This is a genomic window from Methylomarinovum caldicuralii (assembly GCF_033126985.1).
Taxonomy (GTDB): Bacteria; Pseudomonadota; Gammaproteobacteria; order Methylococcales; family Methylothermaceae; genus Methylohalobius; species Methylohalobius caldicuralii.
The window spans coordinates 1645191-1664654 of record NZ_AP024714.1; the positions used below are offsets into that span (position 1 = coordinate 1645191).

15 protein-coding genes and 2 tRNA genes are annotated in these 19464 nt (G+C 66.2%); 6 read left to right on the forward strand and 11 right to left on the reverse strand.

Going from position 1 to position 19464, the window contains the following annotated elements; all coding sequences use genetic code 11:
* The 3 genes from uvrC to MCIT9_RS08440 all read right to left on the reverse strand — a co-directional run bounded on the left by uvrC (position 1) and on the right by MCIT9_RS08440 (position 5377).
* Positions 1-1827, reverse strand: a complete 1827-nt coding sequence (uvrC, locus tag MCIT9_RS08430; RefSeq protein ID WP_317704461.1) for an excinuclease ABC subunit UvrC — start codon at positions 1825-1827, stop codon at positions 1-3.
* A 53-nt stretch (positions 1828-1880) separates the two neighbouring features.
* On the reverse strand, positions 1881-4568 hold the full coding sequence (gene acnA, locus MCIT9_RS08435; RefSeq protein WP_317704462.1) for an aconitate hydratase AcnA: 2688 nt from the start codon (positions 4566-4568) through the stop codon (positions 1881-1883).
* 80 nt (positions 4569-4648) lie between these two features.
* A complete protein-coding gene (locus MCIT9_RS08440; RefSeq protein WP_317704463.1) occupies positions 4649-5377 on the reverse strand; it encodes an SAM hydrolase/SAM-dependent halogenase family protein in 729 nt (242 codons plus the stop codon).
* A 70-nt stretch (positions 5378-5447) separates the two neighbouring features.
* Here MCIT9_RS08440 and MCIT9_RS08445 point away from each other — a divergent pair, with 70 nt between their 5' ends.
* Positions 5448-5759: an MTH1187 family thiamine-binding protein gene (locus MCIT9_RS08445; RefSeq protein ID WP_317704464.1), complete on the forward strand. Its 312-nt coding sequence runs from the start codon at positions 5448-5450 to the stop codon at positions 5757-5759.
* On the opposite strand, the gene ttcA is transcribed toward MCIT9_RS08445, so the two are convergent.
* The 4 genes from ttcA to MCIT9_RS08465 all read right to left on the reverse strand — a co-directional run bounded on the left by ttcA (position 5756) and on the right by MCIT9_RS08465 (position 10374).
* Entirely contained in the window at positions 5756-6634 is an 879-nt protein-coding gene (gene ttcA / locus MCIT9_RS08450; RefSeq protein WP_317706719.1) for a tRNA 2-thiocytidine(32) synthetase TtcA, read from the reverse strand. The genes MCIT9_RS08445 and ttcA overlap by 4 nt on opposite strands.
* Positions 6634-7851 carry a beta-ketoacyl-ACP synthase I gene (gene fabB / locus MCIT9_RS08455; protein WP_317704465.1) on the reverse strand — a complete coding sequence of 406 codons (1218 nt, stop codon included), beginning with the start codon at positions 7849-7851 and terminating at the stop codon, positions 6634-6636. The genes ttcA and fabB overlap by 1 nt, the downstream gene beginning before the upstream one ends.
* A 2-nt stretch (positions 7852-7853) precedes the next feature.
* A complete protein-coding gene (gene fabA, locus MCIT9_RS08460; protein WP_317704466.1) occupies positions 7854-8372 on the reverse strand; it encodes a 3-hydroxyacyl-[acyl-carrier-protein] dehydratase FabA in 519 nt (172 codons plus the stop codon).
* Between the two features lie 61 nt (positions 8373-8433).
* On the reverse strand, positions 8434-10374 hold the full coding sequence (locus tag MCIT9_RS08465; protein WP_317704467.1) for a transglycosylase SLT domain-containing protein: 1941 nt from the start codon (positions 10372-10374) through the stop codon (positions 8434-8436).
* Positions 10375-10456: 82 nt separating this feature from the next.
* Here MCIT9_RS08465 and nhaD point away from each other — a divergent pair, with 82 nt between their 5' ends.
* Positions 10457-11815, forward strand: coding sequence for a sodium:proton antiporter NhaD (gene nhaD, locus MCIT9_RS08470; RefSeq protein WP_317704468.1), 1359 nt, complete (start codon positions 10457-10459; stop codon positions 11813-11815).
* Here nhaD and MCIT9_RS08475 read toward each other — a convergent pair.
* The 3 genes from MCIT9_RS08475 to prmB form a co-directional block, all read right to left on the reverse strand.
* A complete protein-coding gene (locus tag MCIT9_RS08475; protein WP_317704469.1) occupies positions 11802-12938 on the reverse strand; it encodes an MFS transporter in 1137 nt (378 codons plus the stop codon). The genes nhaD and MCIT9_RS08475 overlap by 14 nt on opposite strands.
* A gap of 73 nt (positions 12939-13011) precedes the next feature.
* On the reverse strand, positions 13012-14106 hold the full coding sequence (gene aroC, locus MCIT9_RS08480) for a chorismate synthase (RefSeq protein ID WP_317704470.1): 1095 nt from the start codon (positions 14104-14106) through the stop codon (positions 13012-13014).
* An 11-nt stretch (positions 14107-14117) separates the two neighbouring features.
* Positions 14118-15032 carry a 50S ribosomal protein L3 N(5)-glutamine methyltransferase gene (prmB, locus tag MCIT9_RS08485; RefSeq protein ID WP_317704471.1) on the reverse strand — a complete coding sequence of 305 codons (915 nt, stop codon included), beginning with the start codon at positions 15030-15032 and terminating at the stop codon, positions 14118-14120.
* A 102-nt stretch (positions 15033-15134) separates the two neighbouring features.
* Here prmB and MCIT9_RS08490 point away from each other — a divergent pair, with 102 nt between their 5' ends.
* On the forward strand, positions 15135-16478 hold the full coding sequence (locus tag MCIT9_RS08490) for a hypothetical protein (RefSeq protein ID WP_317704472.1): 1344 nt from the start codon (positions 15135-15137) through the stop codon (positions 16476-16478).
* On the opposite strand, the gene MCIT9_RS08495 is transcribed toward MCIT9_RS08490, so the two are convergent.
* Entirely contained in the window at positions 16469-17815 is a 1347-nt protein-coding gene (locus MCIT9_RS08495; protein WP_317704473.1) for a hypothetical protein, read from the reverse strand. The genes MCIT9_RS08490 and MCIT9_RS08495 overlap by 10 nt on opposite strands.
* 69 nt (positions 17816-17884) lie before the next feature.
* Here MCIT9_RS08495 and MCIT9_RS08500 point away from each other — a divergent pair, with 69 nt between their 5' ends.
* The 3 genes from MCIT9_RS08500 to MCIT9_RS08510 all read left to right on the forward strand — a co-directional run bounded on the left by MCIT9_RS08500 (position 17885) and on the right by MCIT9_RS08510 (position 19372).
* Positions 17885-19183, forward strand: a complete 1299-nt coding sequence (locus tag MCIT9_RS08500) for an MATE family efflux transporter (RefSeq protein WP_317704474.1) — start codon at positions 17885-17887, stop codon at positions 19181-19183.
* A 33-nt stretch (positions 19184-19216) separates the two neighbouring features.
* Positions 19217-19292 (forward strand) — tRNA-His (locus MCIT9_RS08505).
* 4 nt (positions 19293-19296) lie between these two features.
* Positions 19297-19372, forward strand: a tRNA-Lys gene (locus tag MCIT9_RS08510).
* Positions 19373-19464: the final 92 nt, after the last annotated feature.

The following is a 19464-nucleotide window of genomic DNA, read 5'->3' on the forward strand; positions in this document are numbered from 1 at the left end:
TCAGGTTTCCGGTGCGTGGAAGGTTTCGTAAATGCGGCGCGCCAGGGTCGGGCTGATGCCCTCCACCGAAGCCAGAGCCTCGACGCTGGCCTTCTTGATCGCCTGCAGGCCGCCGAACTGCTGCAACAGGCGCTGACGCCGCCGGGGGCCCAGTCCGGCGATGGCTTCCAGGGGCGAGGTGCGCTTGGCCCTGCCGCGGCGCTGGCGGTGGCCGCCGACGGCGAAACGGTGGGCCTCGTCGCGTAGCTGGCGGATCAGCAGCAGCCCCGGATGGTGTTCACCGGGATGGAGCCAGCGCCCGCTCCAGGCCAGGTACAGGTCCTCGTCGCCGTCGCGGCGCGCAGGCCCTTTGGCCACCCCAACCACCGGCAGATCCCCCAGCCCCAGTTCCTTTAGCACCGGCAACACCGCCTGCACCTGCCCCTTGCCGCCGTCGATCAGCAGCAGGTCCGGCGGGCTTTTGCCTTCCCGCTGCAGGCGCTGAAACCGGCGCTGTACCGCCTGGGCCAGGGCGGCATAATCGTCGCCGGGGGTGATCCCTTCGATGTTGAAACGGCGGTAGGCGGACTTGACCGGACCCTCGGCATCGAAGACCACGCAGGAAGCCACCGTCTGCTGCCCCTGGAGGTGGCTGATGTCGAAACACTCGATCCGCGCCGGGGGCGTTTCCAAACCCAATAGCGCCTGCAGGGCTTGGCGCCGCTGCTGCTGGCCGGCCCGCAACGCCAGGCGCTGGCGCAGGGCGACCTCGGCATTGGCCCGGGTCATCTCCAGCCAGTCGCGGCGCCGCCCCCGGGGGGCGCTGACCCAGCGCACCTGACGCCCGGCCTGGTCGCTGAGCATGGCCCGCAGCAGCTCGGCGTCCTCCGGTTCGTGACTGAGGAGGATCTCCGCCGGCACCGGCTTGTCGAGATAATACTGTCCCAGGAAGGCAGCCAGTATCCGGGCCGCGCCGTGGCCCTCGCTGCGGCTGGGGAAGTAGGCTTTGTCCCCCAGATAGCGGCCGCCGCGGATCCAGGCCACCTGGATACAGGCGATGCCCCCCTCGATGTGACAGGCGATCACGTCCAGATCGCCGCCGGGGCCGGCCACCACCTGGGTTTCCAGAATTTCCCGCAGGGCGGCGATCTGATCGCGGTAGCGGGCGGCCCGCTCGAAATCCAGTTCCGCCGCGGCCGCCTCCATGCGCCGCACCAGGTCGTCCACCACCGCCTGACCGTCGCCCTCGAGGAACCGCAGGGTGTCCTCCACGTCGCGGCGGTAGGTTTCCCGGTCCACCCGGCCGACGCAGGGAGCGGTGCAGCGTTTGATCTGGTACTGCAGGCAGGGGCGGCTGCGGTGGGCGTAATAGCTGTCCTCGCACTGGCGCACCGGAAACGCCCGCTGCAGCAGTTTCAGGGTCTGGCGCACCGCCGAGGCGCTGGGATAAGGGCCGAAGTAACGCCCCGGGCGTTTGTGGGCGCCGCGGTGGAAGGTCACCCGCGGGAACGGGTGTTCGGTGGCGACGTAGATGTAGGGGTAGCTCTTGTCGTCCTTGAGGCAGATGTTGTAGCGGGGCCGGTGGCGCTTGACCAGCTGATGCTCGAGCAGCAACGCCTCCCCCTCGGTGCGGGTGACGGTGACCTCGATCCGCGCCAGCTTGGCGAGCATGGCCCGCTGTTTGGGCGCGGGGGTGCCGCGGAAATAGCTGGAAACCCGTTTTTTGAGATTGGCGGCCTTGCCGATGTACAGCGGCCGTCCTTCGGCATCGAGCATCTGGTAGACGCCCGGACAGGTGGTCAGGGTGGCGAGAAAGGCTTCGACATCGAAGGCCGGAACGCTGCTCATGGCTGCAATCTTTCACATGCTTGAGGCTGCGGGAAAACGGCCCCCCTGCCCCATCAGGCGCGCTTCAGCATTCCCCGCAGCACGGTGTGGAGGATGCCGCCGTTGCGGTAGTATTCCACCTCCGCGGCGCTGTTCAGGCGCACGTCCACCGGGAAAGTGACACGGCCGCCGTCATCGGCGGTGGCGGTCACCTCCAGTTCGCCGCCCGCCCGCAGGCTGGCGTCGTTCACCGGAATGGTGTAGCGCTCCCGCCCGCTCAGGCCCAGGGTTTCCCGGTTCTGGCCCAGCTTGAAGGTCAGCGGCAGGATGCCCATACCCACCAGGTTGCTGCGGTGGATACGCTCGAAGCTCTCGGCGATCACCGCCCGCACCCCCAGCAGCTTAGGGCCCTTGGCGGCCCAGTCGCGGGAGCTGCCCATGCCGTAATCCTTGCCGGCGATGACGATCAGCGGCACCCCCTCCTGGCGATAGCGCATGGCGGCGTCGAAGATCCACATTTCCTCGCCGTCGGGCAGATGGCGGGTGACGCCGCCTTCCTTATCCGGCACCAGCAGGTTGCGCAGGCGCACGTTGGCAAAGGTGCCGCGCATCATCACCTCGTGGTTGCCGCGGCGGGCACCGAAGGTGTTGAAGTCCTTGGGATCGACGCCCTTGGATCGCAGGTATTCCGCCGCCGGCCCCTCGGGAATCACCCCGGCCGGGGAAATATGGTCGGTGGTCACCGAATCCCCCAGCAGCACCAGCACCCGCGCCGCCTCGATGGGCTCGACCGGCGGCGGCTCCAGGGGCATGTCCTTGAAGAAGGGCGGCTCCTGGATGTAGGTCGATTCCGGCGGCCAGTCATAGAGGACCGAGGCCGGCACTTCGATGGCGTTCCAGTCGGGATTGAACGCGTCCAGGTGTTCGTAGACCTGGTGGAACTTGTCCGGGTCCAGCGCGCGGCGCAATACCTCGGCCAGTTCCGCCCTGCTGGGCCAGATGTCGCGCAGATAGACCGGCTTGCCGTCGCGGTCGTTCCCCAGGGGTTCGGAGGTCAAGTCGATGTCGATGGTGCCGGCCAAGGCATAGGCCACCACCAGCGGCGGCGAAGCCAGATAGTTGGCCCGGGTCAGGGGATGGACCCGGCCCTCGAAATTGCGGTTGCCCGACAGCACCGCCGCCGCCACCAGCCTGCCGTCGCGGATCGCCTTGGCCACCGGCTCCGGCAGCGGGCCGCTGTTGCCGATGCAGGTGGTGCAGCCGTAGCCGACGGTGTAGAAGCCAAGCTGGTCCAGATAGGGTTGCAGGCCGCTGTCCCTGAGGTATTCGGTCACCACCCGCGAGCCCGGCGCCAGACTGGTCTTGACCGTGGCCGGCGGGACCAGCCCGCGTTCGGCGGCCTTCTTGGCCAGCAGCCCCGCCCCCAGCATCACCGAGGGATTGCTGGTGTTGGTGCAGCTGGTGATGGCGGCGATCACCACCGAACCGTGGCCCAGCGCGCCTTCGCGCCCGTTGACGGTCACCGGTATGCGGGTATCCTTTTCGCCCTCGGGCACGCCGAAACCGCCCTCGGCCACCGGCGCGGTCAGGGCCTTTTCGAATGAAGCCTTGAGATCGGCCACGGTGACCCGGTCCTGGGGCCGGCGCGGGCCGGCGAGGCTGGGCTCGACGGTGCTCAGATCCAGGCTCAGGGTTTCGGTGAACCGCGGCGCCGCCGTGACGTCGGTGCGGAACAACCCCTGGGCCTTGCAGTAATCCTCCACCAGGGCTACCTGTTCGGCGGGGCGGCCGGTGGCGCGCAGGAAGTCGATCACCGCCGCGTCGATGGGGAAGAATCCGATGGTGGCCCCGTACTCCGGCGCCATGTTGGCCACCGTGGTGCGGTCGGGGACGCTGATGGACGACAGGCCGCTGCCGTAGAATTCGACGAACTTGCCCACCACCCCGTGGCGGCGCAGCATTTCGGTCACCCTGAGGACCAGATCGGTGGCGGTGGCCCCTTCCGGCAGCTCGCCGGTCAGTTCGAAGCCGATCACCTCCGGCGGCAGCATGTACAGCGGCTGCCCCAGCATCCCGGCTTCGGCCTCGATGCCCCCCACGCCCCAGCCGACGATCCCCAGGCCGTTGATCATGGTGGTATGGGAGTCGGTCCCCACCAGACTGTCGGGCCAAGCCACACCGTCCTGGAGGAAGACACCGCGGGCCAGATATTCGAGATTGACCTGGTGGACGATGCCGACGCCCGGGGGAATCACCTTGAAGGATTGGAACGCCTGCTGCCCCCACTTGAGGAACTGGTAGCGTTCCAGGTTGCGCCGGAACTCCAGCTGCATGTTCTTTTCCAGGGCGTCGGGGGAGGCATAGTAGTCCACCTGGATCGAATGGTCCACCACCAGCTCTGCGGGAATCAGCGGCTCCACCCGGGCCGGATCCTTGCCGAAACGCGCCATGGCGGAGCGCATCGCCGCCAGGTCCACCAGCGCGGGGACGCCGGTGAAGTCCTGCAGCAGCACCCGCGCCGGCATGAAGGGGATCTCGGCCTCGTTGCGCCCCTGGGGCTTCCAGCCGGCCAGGGCGGCCACGTCCTGTTCCCGGATCAGGCGGCCGTCGCAGTTACGCAGCACGCTCTCCAGCAGCACCTTGATGCTGAAGGGCAACTGCGACACGGAACCGAGACCGGCCCGCTCCAAGGCTTCGAGACTGAAGTATTCGACCCCGTCGCGGAGACGGATGCGGCTACCGAACGGATTGAGCTCCTGCATGGTGACTCCCTAGGCTGAATCGAGCCGGAAAGTATAGCGCAGGCGGCCGCAGGCGGCCAAACGGAGGCCCGAACCCGAATCTATGCCACCCAGGCGACCGGTGTGCCGATGGCCAGTCCCAGCGCTTGGGCGGCGCTGCCGCGGTTGACGGCGATCTCCACCAGTCCCGTGGAATTGCAGTACCAGAAGGCCGCCCCTTCGGGAACCTCGCTGAAGGTCCCGGCCTGGGGGATTTCACGACCGGCGGCCCGCAGGACTTTCCCCTCCCGGTCATGGCGGAAGGTCAAACCGGTGATGGCGTTGCCGTAATGATCGAGATAGACGACCTCCGCCAGATCCGCCGGCCAGGCGCTCAGATCCGGTCCCTCCCAGGGCCGCAGCATTCCCTCGGCTTTGCCGCAGGCAAGGGCCGCTGCCACCGGGGCGAACAGGTCGCGGCCGTGAAAACTGGCCGACAGCTGCGGCGGACGCCAGACGATCTCGAACCAGTTCACAGGATCGCCGCGCTGCACCGCCACGGGGTTGAACAGCCCGTTGTCCGGCCCGACGAACCATTTGCCGTCGGCCTCCAGCACCACCGGGCGGCGCCTGCCGCCGACGCCGGGATCGACCACGGCCAGGAATACCGTTCCCCCGGGCCACCAGCGCGCCAGGGCGGCGAGCAGATAGGCGCTGTGCCCGGGATCGGTGCGCGGGGCGTCGTTGACCAGGTCGATGACGTCGATGCCGGGGGCCTCACGCCGCAGCACGGCCTCCATCTGGCCCAGATAGGGACCGTGACAGCCGAAATCGGTGAACATCACGATCATGGCGTGTGTTCCTGTCTTTCCGTGGGTGGGGGGATTATGATAGCGGCGATCCCATTCATGGAGACGCCCCATGCAAATCCAAGTGGAATTTTCCATCGTCCCAATCGGCGGCGATCCGCACCTGGCCCGCGACATCGCCCGCTGTCAGCAGATCCTCCTCGAACACGGCCTGCACGTGGAACTGCATGCCATGGGCACCAACATCGAAGGCGACTGGGATACGGTGATGACGGCCATCCGCGCCTGCCACCAGGCGCTGCATCAGGCCGGCAGACCGCGCCTGTACGGGGTGCTCAAAATCGTCAGCGCCGGCGACGGAGAAAAGCCGTTCGAGGACAAGGTCAACCGGGTGCAACAATTCATGGTCGCCGGGGCCGATTAGAATTCGGCCCAGTCCAGCGGTGCGTCATCGGCCCCGGCGGGCGCCTCGGCACCGAGACGCCGCTGCTCCAGGCCGACGAAGTCGAACAGCTTACGGTCGGCCAGCTGAGAAGGAGAGACGTTCTGCAGCGCCCGGAAGATGGTCTCCAGGCGGCCGGGATGGCGCTGCTCCCAAGCCTGCAGCATCGCCTTCATGGCCTGACGCTGCAGGTTGTCCTGGGAGCCGCACAGGTTGCAGGGAATGACGGGGAAGCCCATGGCCTCGGCGTAGGCGGCGATGTCGCTTTCCCGGCAATAGGCCAGGGGGCGGATGACGATGTGCTTCTTGTCGTCGCTGAGCAGCTTGGGCGGCATGGCCTTGAGGCGGCCGCCGTAGAACAGGTTGAGGAAGAAGGTTTCCAGGATGTCGTCGCGGTGGTGGCCGAGGGCGATTTTGGTGAAACCGTGCGCTTCGGCAAAGCCGTAGAGAATGCCGCGGCGCAGGCGCGAACACAGGCCGCAGGTGGTCTTGCCCTCGGGGACGATCTCCTTGACCACGCTGTAGGTGTCACGCTCGATGATGTGATAGGGCACGCCGCGCCGCTGGAAATAGCGCGGCAATACGTCGGCGGGAAAACCGGGCTGCTTCTGATCCAGATTGACCGCGTGCACCTCGAAGGCAACCGGCGCGGTCCGCTGCAGATTGAGGAGAATCTCCAGCAGGGTGAAGGAATCCTTGCCGCCGGAGACGCAGACCATCACCTTGTCGCCGTCCTGGATCATGGCGTAATCGGCGATGGCCTGCCCCACCTGGCGGCGCAGGCGCTTCTGCAGCTTGTTGAATTCGTAGCGCCGTTTTCCCGTCAGGGCATCGGCCGGTTTGCGTGCGGCCTGCATCAATCCCGGTAGCGTTGCAGGATCAGGGTGGCGTTGGTGCCGCCGAAGCCGAAGCTGTTGGACATCACCGTGTTCAATTCCACCCCGTCGATACGCTCGCGGACGATGGGAATCCCCTCGGCACCCGGATCGAGGTTTTCGATATTGGCCGAAGCGGCGATGAAACCGTTTTCCATCATCAGCAGACTGTAGATCGCCTCCATCACCCCGGCCCCGCCCAGCGCATGGCCGGTGAGGGATTTGGTGGAACTGACCGGCGGCACCGCATCCCCGAAGACTTCGCGCAGCGCCTCCAGCTCCTTGATGTCGCCCACGGGGGTGGAGGTGCCGTGGGCATTGATGTAATCGATCCGGCCCCCGGTGGTGGCCAGGGCCTGGCGCATGCAGCGCACCGCCCCTTCGCCGGAGGGCTGGACCATGTCGTAACCGTCGGAGGTGGCGCCATAACCGACCACCTCGGCATAGATCCTGGCGCCGCGGGCTTTGGCCACTTCCAAATCTTCCAGCACCACTACCCCGGCGCCGCCGGAGATCACGAAACCGTCGCGATTGGCGTCGTAGGGCCGGGAAGCGGCCTGGGGCCGGTCGTTGTACTTGGTGGACAGCGCCCCCATGGCGTCGAAGGTCAGGGTCAAAGTCCAGTGAATCATTTCGCCGCCGCCGGCGAAAACCCGGTCCTGCTTGCCCATCTGGATCAGTTCCACCCCGTGACCGATGCAGTGGGCGCTGGTGGAACAAGCGGAACTGATGGAGTAGTTGACCCCCTTGATCCTAAACGGCGTGGCCAGGCAGGCGGAATGGGTGCTCGACATCACCCGCGGCACCCGGTAGGGTCCGACCCGCTTGATCCCTTTCTCCCGCAGGATGTCGGCCGCCTCAACGATGTCCTTGGTGGAAGGCCCCCCGGAGCCCATGACGATGCCGGTGCGCTCGTTGGAAACCTCACTTTCCTCCAGACCGGCGTCGGCGATGGCCTCCTGCATGGCGATGTAGTTGTAGGCCGCCCCCTCCCCCATGAAGCGCAGGATCTTGCGGTCGATGTGCTCGGCCGGATCGAGCCGGATCGGACCGTAGACGTGACTGCGCAGCCCCAGATCCCGGTATTCCTCGGAGAATTCGATCCCGCTGCGACCTTCGCGCAGGGAGGCGAGCACCTCGTCCTTGTTGTTGCCGATGCTGGAAACGATGCCAAAGCCGGTAACGACCACCCGTCTCATGCTCAAAATCCCTCCGTCGATGTGAACAGTCCAACCCGAAGATCTCTGGCCTCGTACAAGGTCCTGCCGTCGCACGCCAGGGTGGCGTCGGCGATGCCCATCACCAGCTTGCGCAGCATGACCCGCTTGAGGTCGATGTGGTAGGTCACTTTCTGGTAGTGGGGCAATACCTGGCCGCGGAACTTGACCTCACCGGCGCCCAGGGCGCGGCCGCGTCCCGGCGCCCCCATCCAGCCGAGGAAAAAACCCACCAGCTGCCACATGGCGTCGAGACCCAGACACCCGGGCATCACCGGGTCGGATTCGAAGTGGCATTGGAAGAACCACAGGTCGGGTTTGATGTCGAGCTCAGCCACGATCTCCCCCTTGCCGAACCGCCCCCCTTCGTCGCTGATATGGGTGATGCGGTCTAACATCAGCATCGGCGGCAACGGCAGGCGGGCGTTGCCGGGGCCGAACAGTTCGCCATGCCCACAGCGGATCAGATCCTCGTAGTCGTAACGGCTTTGTTTTTGCTGCATGAAACCAGGCCAGTCCATCAAAAATACAGCCCGCTATTATCCAACAGATGGCGGATAAATTCTAATCGGCAGGACAGCGCGCGGGAGGCGGCGCCTCCGGCCGGGGACGGCCCGGAACCGGCGCCGTGTAATCGCTGAGACGGTGCCGGTTTTCGTCCAGACGCTTCTGATAGATCATCGCGTAGGCGAGCACGGCGCGGACGTAACGGCGAGTCTCGCGAAAAGGGATGGTCTCGATCCAGATGTCGGCGGGCAGCGTTTGCGCCGGCAGCCAGCGCTCGACCCAATGGGGTCCGGCGTTGTAGGCGGCGGTGGCAAGCACGAAATGGCCCTCGAAGCGCTCCAGCAGAGTGCGGAAATAGGCGGTGCCGTAACGGATGTTGGTCTCGGGCCGTTCCAGGCGCCGCAGGGAAGGCAGCCGCTCACCGAGCCGTCTGGCGACCCGCCGCGCAGTCGCCGGCATCAACTGCATCAGGCCGCGCGCCCCCACGCCCGAGCGGGCCCGGACGTCGAAGGCGCTTTCCCGGCGGATGATGCCGTAGACATAGGCCGGATCGAGCCGTTGCGCGCCGGCGTGACGCCGCACCTGGGCGAGAAACTGCAGCGGGAAACGGACTTCCAGATCGTCCCAATGCGCCGCCCGGGCGGCGGCGACGATCGCCATCTGCGGCCATTCCATTTCCTGCGCCACCCGGGCGGCCGCCAGCAAGGTATCGTGAGCGGCGTGCTGGAGCAGGTGCCACCACTCCCGCCGCGCGTCCCAATAGCGGTCGAGGGCGAAAAATTCCCGCACCGCCGCCAGCGAACGGCTACCGCGCAATGCCGCCAACGCCGCTTCAGAAGGGGCGATGGGACGATGATCGATGGCATAGTCTTGCCTCAGGCGGTCGGCGGCGAGAAAGCCGTAGAAGTCGGCCGACTGGGCGGTGGTGCGATAGAGCGGCAGGGCGGCTTCTTTGCCCTGGATCCGTTCCTGCACCCGCGCCTCCCAGTAACGCCATTGCGGCGTCACCTGCAACGCCCGCGGCAGGCGCTTCAGGGCTTCCGCCGCCTGCTGCCAGCGTTGCTGCCGCAGGGCGCTGCGCACCCGCCAGGCGGCCACGTCGGCATCGCCGGCGGTATCGGGCAGCGCCGCCAACCAGTTCCAGGCGCGGGGATCGTGACGCCAGGCAAGACGCAATCCCAAGGCGCGCATCGCCTCGTGACGCTGTGCGGCGGTCAGGGGAAACGTCCCGGCGGATTCCCGCCACCACGCCAGGGCCCGGGGCAGATCGTGCCTTGCCAGGCGTTTGAGGCCGTGGACGAAGATTTCCCCGTCCCGGCGCCAGGCTTTGGGCCATGGACGGCAGACGAAGCGGGCCGGATCCCGGTGGACCTGAAGCCAGAATTCGGCCCGCTGCCGCCGCTTTCCGCGCAATTGCCGCGCCAGGTAAGCCGCCAGCTGCGGATGGTTTTCCGCCAGCGCCAGGCGGAAGCGCTGTTCGATCAGTTTGGGACCGATTCTCCCCTTGTTCCGCCACAGGGCGAACACCCGGTCGCAGGCCTTGGGCTGGGAGCGCCCCGCCAACCAGAGCGCACGCGCCGCCTTCCAGGCGGCATCGGCTTTCCCCACCCGATACAGGCCCCAGGCCCGGTGGCACGCCAGGGCCGAGACGCCCGAATCGCGGTAAAGACGCAGAAAGTCGCCCCACCGTCCCGTCTCGGCCAGGTGTTTCAGCAGGGCGATGCGCACCGGCCTGGCATAAGGCGTCTGGCGGTAACGCTGCAGGAAATCCTCGACCTCGGCCACGGGCTCGGGGCTGCGGCGGTAGTGGCGGGCCCACAGATAAGGTGCCAGGGGATAATCCGCCAGCTGGGCCATGAGCTGACGGAATCGCTCGATCTTCCCGCCCGCCAGGGCTTTTTCCGCCTCAAGGAAACGGGCGCGGCGGGAATCCGGCTCCGTGGCCGCCACCGCCACGCCCACCATGCCGGCCAGCAGCCAGACAACCAGAATGCGCATCACCGTTACCCCGTCTTCAATTCAATATAATATAGGGCAATCTCCGCCAGGATGTCGTCAATAACAATCAGGAGTTCACCCGATGTCGCGTTTTTTCCTCCTGCTGTCGCTGTGCCTTCCTTCCCTGGCCTGGGCCACCCACGAAATGCCTCCCCTGAAGATGCCGCTGGTGGACCATCCGGTCGCCTTGGCCTGCGTGGCCATCTTCGCGTTCGCCTACGTCCTGGTCATGCTCGAAGACGTGCTGGAGCTGCGCAAATCCAAGCCCATCCTGCTGGCGGCGGCGGTCATTTGGGTGCTGATCTCCCTGCTCGACCGGCACCTGGGGATTCTGCCCGCCAGGGCCAGGTACGTGCTGCGCGCTGAGTTGGTGGAATACGCCGAGCTGTTCCTGTTCCTGCTGGTGGCCACCGTTTACGTCAACCTGCTCGACGAGCGCGGCCTGTTCAAAATGCTGTGCTGCCGCATCGCCTCACGCCGGATCGATTACCGCAGCCTGTTCTGGATGCTCGGCTGGATCAGCTTCCTGCTTTCCACCGTGGTCAACAACCTGACCACGGCCCTGATCGTCGCCACCGTGACCTTGATGATCGGCCGCGACAATCCCCGCTTCATCGCCCTCACCTGCCTGAGCGCGGTAATCGCCTCCAACGCCGGCGGCGCCTTCAGCCCCTTCGGCGACATCACCACCCTGATGGTATGGCAGCAGGACAAACTGGATTTCGTCCAGTTCTTTCCGCTGTTCCTGCCGGCGCTGATGAATTTCCTGGTGCCGGCGCTGTGCCTCCACTGGGCCGTCCCCAAAGGCGTCCCCCCCTACCCGGAAGTCTGCGAACTGGGCACCAGGCGGGGCACCTGGATCATCCTGGCGTTGTTCTTCACCACCATCCTCATCGCCGTGGTGTTCGAGCAGGTGTTCGAACTGCCTCCTTATCTGGGGATGATGGCGGGCCTGGCGCTGCTGATGTTCTACGCCTATCACATGGAACGGCGCCATCCCGATGAAAGTTTCGACATCTTCCATCAGATGCGCACGGTGGAATGGGACACCCTGCTGTTCTTCTTCGGGGTAGTGTTTGCGGTCGGCGGCCTGCGCTATCTCGGCTATCTGGCCCTGGCCTCGAAAAAGATCTACACCGATCTGGGCCCTGACATCGCCAACATTCTGGTGGGCTTCCTGTCGGCGGTGGTGGACAACGTTCCGGTGATGCTGGCGGTGCTGCAGATGGAGCCGGAGATGGACGTGTTCCAGTGGCAACTGGTGACGCTGACCGCCGGGGTCGGCGGTTCGATGCTGGCGGTGGGCTCGGCCGCGGGGGTGGCGATGCTGGGCCAGGCGCGCGCCTACTACACCTCCCTGCTGCATCTGCGCTGGAGCCCGGTGATCGTGCTGGGCTACGCCGCCAGCATCGTGGCGCACTACCTGCTCAACGGGTCCTGACCGGCAGGGCGATCAGGCAGGCCAGCAGGCTGACCCCGGCGGCGGCGTCGAACACCCACGCCGCCCCCCAGGACTGCCAGTACAGCCCCGCCAGATAGCTGCCGGTCATGCTGCCGAGGCCGAAGCTGAGGCTGCTGTAGAGCGCCTGCCCCTTGCCCTGATGCCGGGGGCCGAAGAACTGGCGCAACAGCTGCATCGCCACCGCATGGTTGACGGCGAAGGTGGCCGCATGGAGGGTCTGGGCCGCGGCCAGAACGGCAAGATCGTCGGGATAGTGGCCGATCAGGTGCCAGCGCAGCGCCCCCAGGGCGATGCTCGCCAGCCACAGGCCGCGCAGCGGCAACCGGCGCAGCAGCCAGGGAAAGATCAGGAACAGGGCGATTTCGGCGATCACCCCCAGGGTCCACAGCCCGCCGATCAGGGCGCCCGAACAGCCGTGGGCCTGAAGATGAAGGGAATAAAAGACGTAATAGGGACCGTGGGCGACTTGGATCAGGAAGATCACCGCCAGGAAGGCCAGCACCTTCAGGCGCCACAGCAACCGCCCCCAGGGCTCGTGGTGGGCCTGAAGCGGGGGCGGCGGTTCCGGCACCACCTGGGTGCTGAGCCAGATCAGCCCCAGAATCCCCGCCACCACCCGGGGCAGCAGCCCGGTGCCGTAACGGTCGAGCCCCATCCCCAGCGCCAAAACGGCAACGATGAAGCCCACCGATCCCCACAGCCGCACCCACGGATAGCGGTCGATGCGGTCGTGCAGATGCGCCAAGGTCACCGCCTCGAACTGGGACAGCGCCGCACTCCAGCAGAAGCCGAAGGCCAGCGTCGCCGCCAGCAGCTTCGGATAGTCGCGCAGATACAGGAACGGCAGGAAGAATGTCGCCGCCAGCAGGCAAGCCACCCGCACCCAGGGAATCCGCCGCCCGGTATGGTCGGCGATCCAGCCCAGCAGATTGGGGGCGGCGACCTTGGTGGCCGACAGCAACGCCATGACCGTGCCGATCTGCAGCGGTTTCAGCCCCAGGTCGCGCAGGTACAGGCTCCAGTAAGGCAGCAGCGCCCCCAGGGAGGCGAAATAGAAAAAGTAGAACGCCGCCAGCCGGGCATAGGGAACCGCAGCGCTCATGGAATCCTTCCGCACCAGACGACCTCATGCGCAGGCGGCTGGCCGCATCCACCCGCCATCCACGAATGGGAGATCAGCCGGCCGCTCCCGGAATCGGCACCAGCGGCGGGGTCACGTCGAGATTCTGGGCCCGGTGGCGCAGATAATGGTCCATCAGCACGATGGCCGTCATGGCCTCGGCGATGGGCACGGCGCGGATGCCGACACAGGGATCATGCCGCCCCTTGGTGACCACTTCCACCGGCCGGCCGTGAACGTCGATGCTGCGCCCCGGAATCGGCAGGCTGGAGGTGGGCTTGAGGGCGATGTGGGCGACGATGTCCTGACCGCTGGAGATGCCGCCGAGGATGCCGCCGGCGTGGTTGCTCAAAAAGCCTTCCGGGGTCATCTCGTCACGGAATTCGGTGCCGCGGGCATCGACGCACTTGAACCCGTCGCCGATCTCCACCCCCTTGACCGCGTTGATGCTCATCAGGGCGTGGGCCAGCTCGGCGTCGAGGCGGTCAAAGATCGGCTCCCCCAGCCCCGGCGGCACCCCGGTGGCCACCACCGTCACCTTCGCCCCCACCGAATCCCCCTTGAGGGACTTCATGAAGCGCTCCAGCGCCGGGACCTTGTCCGGATCCGGGCAGAAGAAGGGGTTCTGGGCCACCGCCTCCCACGACACCAGTTCCAGCTCGATGGGACCGAGCTGGGACAGGCAGCCGCGGATCTCCACCCCCAGCCGCTGGCGCAGATACTTTTTGGCGATGGCGCCGGCCGCCACCCGCATCGCCGTCTCCCGGGCACTGGCGCGGCCGCCGCCGCGGTAGTCGCGAAAACCGTACTTCTGGGTGTAGACGTAATCGGCATGGCCGGGACGGAAGCGGTCGGCGATATTGGAATAATCCTTGGAGCGCTGATCCACGTTCTCGATCAGCAGGCCGATGGGGGTGCCGGTAGTACGCCCCTCGAACACCCCGGAGAGAATCCTGACCCGGTCCGGTTCGCGCCGCTGGGTGGTGAAGCGCGACTGGCCCGGACGGCGGCGGTCGAGCTCCCGCTGCAGGTCGGCTTCCGTCAGCTCCAGCCCCGGCGGGCAGCCGTCGACGATGGCCCCCAGGGCCGGGCCGTGGCTTTCGCCGAAGGTGGTGACGGTGAACAGTCTGCCAAAGGTGTTTCCCGACATGAATCCAATCCTCAATCGCTGCTGAAATCGTCGCGGTGGCGGCGCACCTGCTCGGCGCTGAGCAGAAACACCCCCTCCCCGCCGCGCTCAAACTCGAGCCACAGGAACGGCACCTGGGGGCAGCGGCGCCGCAGCGCCTCGGCGCTGGCGCCCACCTCCACCACCAGCACGCCGTCATCGCTGAGGTGGTCCCCGGCTCCGGCGAGAATCCGCAGCACGCAGTCCAGCCCCTCGGGGCCGCTTTCCAGCCCCATTTTCGGTTCGGCGTGATATTCCGGCGGCAGCTTCCGCCATGCCTCCCGGCCTACATAGGGGGGGTTGCTGACGATGAGCTGATAACGGCGCCCTGCCACCGGCTCGAACAGATCACCGGCGAGCAGCTCGATCCGCTCTGCCAGATGGTGACGGCGGACGTTGATGCGCGCCACCTCCAGGGCGTCGGCGGACAGATCCACCGCATCCACGCGGGCTTCGGGAAAGGCGTAGGCACAGGCGACGGCGATGCAGCCCGAGCCGGTGCACAGATCGAGGACCCGCTCCACCCCGACACCGTCGAGCCACGGGGAGAAGCGCTGTTCGATCAGCTCCGCGATGGGCGAGCGCGGCACCAGCACCCGCTCGTCCACGTAGAAGGACAGACCGCAAAACAGGGCTTCGTGGGTGAGGTAGGCGGCAGGCTTGCGGGTTTCGATGCGGCGGTCGAGAATGTCCGCCAGCTGGCGTTTCTCCTCCGGAGTGAGACAGGCCTCGAGATAGAAGTCCGGCAGGTCGTAGGGCAGGTGCAGGCTGTGGAGCACCAGGGCGGCGGCCTCGTCCAGGGCATTGTCGGTCCCGTGCCCGAAGTGCAGGCCGGCGGCGTTGAAGCGGCTCGCGCCCCAGCGGATGAAGTCCCGGATGGTGTGGAGGTGATCGAATGCGGCGGTCATGGGGGGAATCCGGAAAAAGCGGCATTATAGCGCAACCGGCGACCTCAGGCCGAGACGAAAACCGACTATGCTAAAGAACGGGGAAGACACACGGAGCACGACATGAATCCAGCGGGGTGGCTTGCGGTATTGCTGATGGGGATGGGGGCGGCGATGGCCGGCGAGGCGGATCTGTTCGCGGATGACGAAACCACCATCGAGCTCGATTCCGGCGAAGAAACCCTGGAACCGGGCGGCGAAGCGGAAGGGGCGGACCTCTTCGGGGCGGTGGAGGAAACTTCCCCACCGGCGCCGGCGCCGTTTCCGGTGAAATTCGGCGGAGATGTGGGGCTGGAATACCGCTTCTTCCACGACCACGGCCTCGACTCGGGCATGGACTACCACCACAACTTCTCCTTCTATCTGCAGCCGGAATTCAGCTACCGCAGCGGACGCCACCGGTTTCGCTTCAAACCCTTCTGGCGCTACGACCAGCACGACAGCCGCCGCACCCATTTCGACATCCGCGAACTGGTCTGGCAGGGAAGCTGGGACAAATGGACCGTGCACGCCGGCATCGACAAGGTCTTCTGGGGGGTGACCGAATCCCGCCACACCGTGGACATCATCAATCAGACCGACCTGATCGAAAACAGCGACACCGAGGAAAAACTGGGCCAGCCGATGCTGCGCATCGACTACAGCGACCTGCGCTGGGGCACGGTCAGCGCCTTCTATCTGCCGGTGTCGCGCAAGCGCACCTATCCCGGCAGGCACGGCCGTCTGCGCCCGCCGCTGCCCATCACCGCCTCCGTCGATCACGACGGCAACGCCAGTCCCACCCACCCGGATTTCGCCCTGCGCTGGGCCAGAACCTTCGGCTACTGGGACGTGGGCCTGACCTATTTCCACGGCGTCACCCGCCGCCCCCGCTTCCGGGTCCAGTTCAACGAATTCTTCCGCCCGGTCAGCCTACGGCCGGTGTACGAAGTCATCGACCAGGTCAGCCTCGACGTCCAGGGCGTCACCGGCAACTGGCTGTGGAAGTTCGAGGGCTTCCACCGTGCCGGCCAGGGCAAGACCTTCCAGCAGCTGACCGCCGGCTTCGAATACACCTTCAGCGGCGTGTTCGGCACCGGGGCCGACTGGGGCTTCCTGATGGAATTCCTCTACGACAACCGCGAAAACCAGCTGCCGCTGCTCAATTTCGTGCCGTTCGAGAAGGACATTTTCGTCGGCACCCGCCTGGCCCTCAACGACGTCCAGAGCACCGAACTGCTCGCCGGCGCCATCATGGATTTCGACACCGGCACCACCGCCTACAACGTCGAGGCCAGCCGCCGCTTCGGCGAACACTGGAAGGTGTATCTGGAAATGCGCGGTTTCGTCAACACCGACCCGAAGGACGCCGGCCACGTGTTCCGCAAGGAGAACTACATCCAGGCGGAGCTGCAGTACTACTTCTGAAGCCGGGCCGGCAGGCAGCGGCAATCAAGCACCCCCAGCGCCGGATTGCGGTATTCGGCCAGCCTGACCGCATAGCGCCGCGCGCCGGCGACCAGCACCACCACCGCCTCGGCCTCCAAAGGCTGGGATGCCAGCAGCAGGCGGGGAGGCTCTTCGTCATGCACCAGCAGGGCACGCTGATAGCGGCTCCCGCCCGGCAGGTGGGCCGGCTGCAGGCCGACGGCCGTCACCTCCTCCGCCAGGAGGTGCCAGTTCAGTTCCACCCGCTCCGGGGCCGGCTGACGCAAATGGGTGATGACCCCGAGCTGCAGCAGGGAGTAGTTTCCGGCTTCGAACACCCCCACCAGTTCCCCCGGCTGCCAGGCGCCGCCCTTCACCTCCCAGTGGGACTGCCGCCGGCGCGCCGTCTCGCGCCGAACCGCCTCCCCCCGCAGACAATCGAAAATCGACGCCAGTCCGGCCACCAATTCCACGGATTCAGCGGCGGCCGGCGCAAATTCGGCCATCCGCCCCTGCCAGCGCTCCAGCAGAGCTTCAAGCCAGTCACAGCTGATGGTTTCAGAAGGCTGGCGGAGAGCCTCGTAACGCCCCTGCTCGGCCGCCAGATCCCGGTGCGCCGTCAGCATGTCGAACAACCGCTGCAGATCCACCCGCCAGGCGCGGTCGCCGGCCGCCTGCCAGCGGGCCGGAACCGGCGCCTCGGTATCGATCCGCCAACCCGCTTCTTGACTTTCTTCGACCGCAAGCAGAGGCGCCCATTTTTCGCTCAGGGCGTCGAGCATCGCCACTTCCCGGGCATGGAGACCGGGAAGGTCCGCCAGGCCCAGCAACAACAGACGCAGGTAATGCCGCGCCGCCTGGGAAAACGCCCGGTCACGGCGACCGGCCCGCCCCCGGGCGTCGAGATAGAGACGGTGGATCTCCGGCCACAACGCCGCCGGCCAGGGCTGATGCGCCTGGGCCGCCGTCACCAGGGAGCGGCGGAGACAGTCGAGCAGCTGCGCCAGATAGCGGAATTGCGCCGGCTGCCCCAGATAGATCCGCGTGTAGCCGCGCGCCGCTTCCAACCAGAGCCGGCTCATATCGTGATAACGCGCGTATTCCGCCTCGTCCAGGGGGAAACCCTGCGGCAACGGCCATCGCGCCTGCAGCGTTTCCAGGCGTTGCAGGGTCTGTGCAAGCGCGCGTTCGTGGTCCCGGGAATCGGGCCATGCCGCCAGCGTTTCTAGCCAGCGCGGCAGACTGGCTTCTTCCAGCGGCTGTTGCAAACAGCGCTGCAGCGCTTCCGGGGTCAGGGTGGCGGTCGGCTCTCGGGCCAGTTCGGGTAATTGCAGCATGTCGTCGACTCCAGAGGGATACCGCAATCTTAGTACAATCCTCACCTTTGACCGAAAAACCGACGACCGATGCACAGCGACCGTCTCCGGCGTGAATTCTGGCGGCTGGCCCTGCCGATGATGCTCTCCAACCTGTCCGTGCCGCTGCTGGGCATGGTCGATACCGCGGTCGTCGGTCATCTCGAGCATCCTTACTATCTGGGCGGCGTCGCCCTGGGCGGGACGATCTTCAGCTTCCTTTACTGGGGATTCGGTTTCCTGCGCATGGGAACCACCGGCATCACCGCCCAGGCGCTGGGAAAGGATGACGGACTGCAGGTGAACGCCACCCTGGGCCGCGCCCTGTTACTGGCCCTGCTGTTGGCGGGCATCCTGATCCTGTCGAGGAAGCTTGTGAGCGAACTGGCCTTCGCCCTGCTGCAGGGCAGCCCGGCGGCCGAAGCCCAGGCCCGCCGTTATGTGGCGATCCGCATCTTCAGCGCCCCGGCCACCCTGATCAACTACGCCTGTATCGGCTGGTTCATCGGCCTCCAGAACACCCGCCTGCCCCTGGCACTGATGCTCCTGGCCAATCTGTGCAACATCGTCCTGGACTTCTGGTTCGTCTGGGTCTGGCACTGGCAGGTCGCCGGCGTGGCCCTGGCCTCGGTGCTGGCCGAATACCTAGGCACCGCCGTGGCCCTTCCCCTGGCCTGGCGGCGCTGGCGTCAGCGCCCCACGCCTGCCTGGCGCCAGATTGTCCAGTGGCGGGAATGGCGGCGCCTAATTGCCGTCAACCTGCACCTGTTCGTCCGGACCCTGCTGTTGTTGTTCGCCTTTGCCTTCTTCACCGCCCAAAGCGCCCGCCTGGGCGATGTGATCCTCGCCGCCAACACCATCCTCCTCAATTTGCAGAGCTTCATGGCCTACGTGCTCGATAGCTTCGCCCACGCCGCCGAGGCCCTGGCGGGACGGGCCAAAGGGGACGGGAACCGGATATTGCTGCGCCGCACCGTCCGGCTCGCCGCCGTTTTCTCCCTGGGATTCGCCGCCCTGTTCAGCCTGACCTATGCTGTCGGCGGACACCGGCTCATCGCCCTGCTCACCGACCAGGAACCGGTACGCCGCATGGCGGTCCAATTCTTGCTTTGGGCGGTCATCCTGCCGCTGATTTCCGCCTGGAGTTTCGTGCTCGACGGCGTCTTCATCGGCCTGACCCGGGCACGGGAAATGCGCAACGTCATGGCCGTCAGCGTATTGCTGGTCTATCTGCCCGCCTGGTGGTGGTCGCGTCCCTGGGGCAACACAGGGCTGTGGTTCGCCTTCTGCGCCTTCATGGCCGTGCGCAGTCTGGGAATGGAACTTTGTCGTCGCCGCCTTGGCATCTGAAGGAATTCCCGCTATAATTACCGATCTCCGACGGTGGGTGTAGCTCAGTTGGTAGAGCCCTGGATTGTGATTCCAGTGGTCGCCGGTTCGAGTCCGGTCACCCACCCCACTTCGGGCCATTAGCTCAGCTGGTAGAGCAGCGGACTCTTAATCCGTAGGTCGTAGGTTCGAATCCTACATGGCCCACCAATCAATACAGTGAAAAAGGCCGGCTCATCGCCGGCCTTTTTCGTTGGTGCCGCAGGCGTCAAAATTACACTACAATTTAGATCAACTGCATG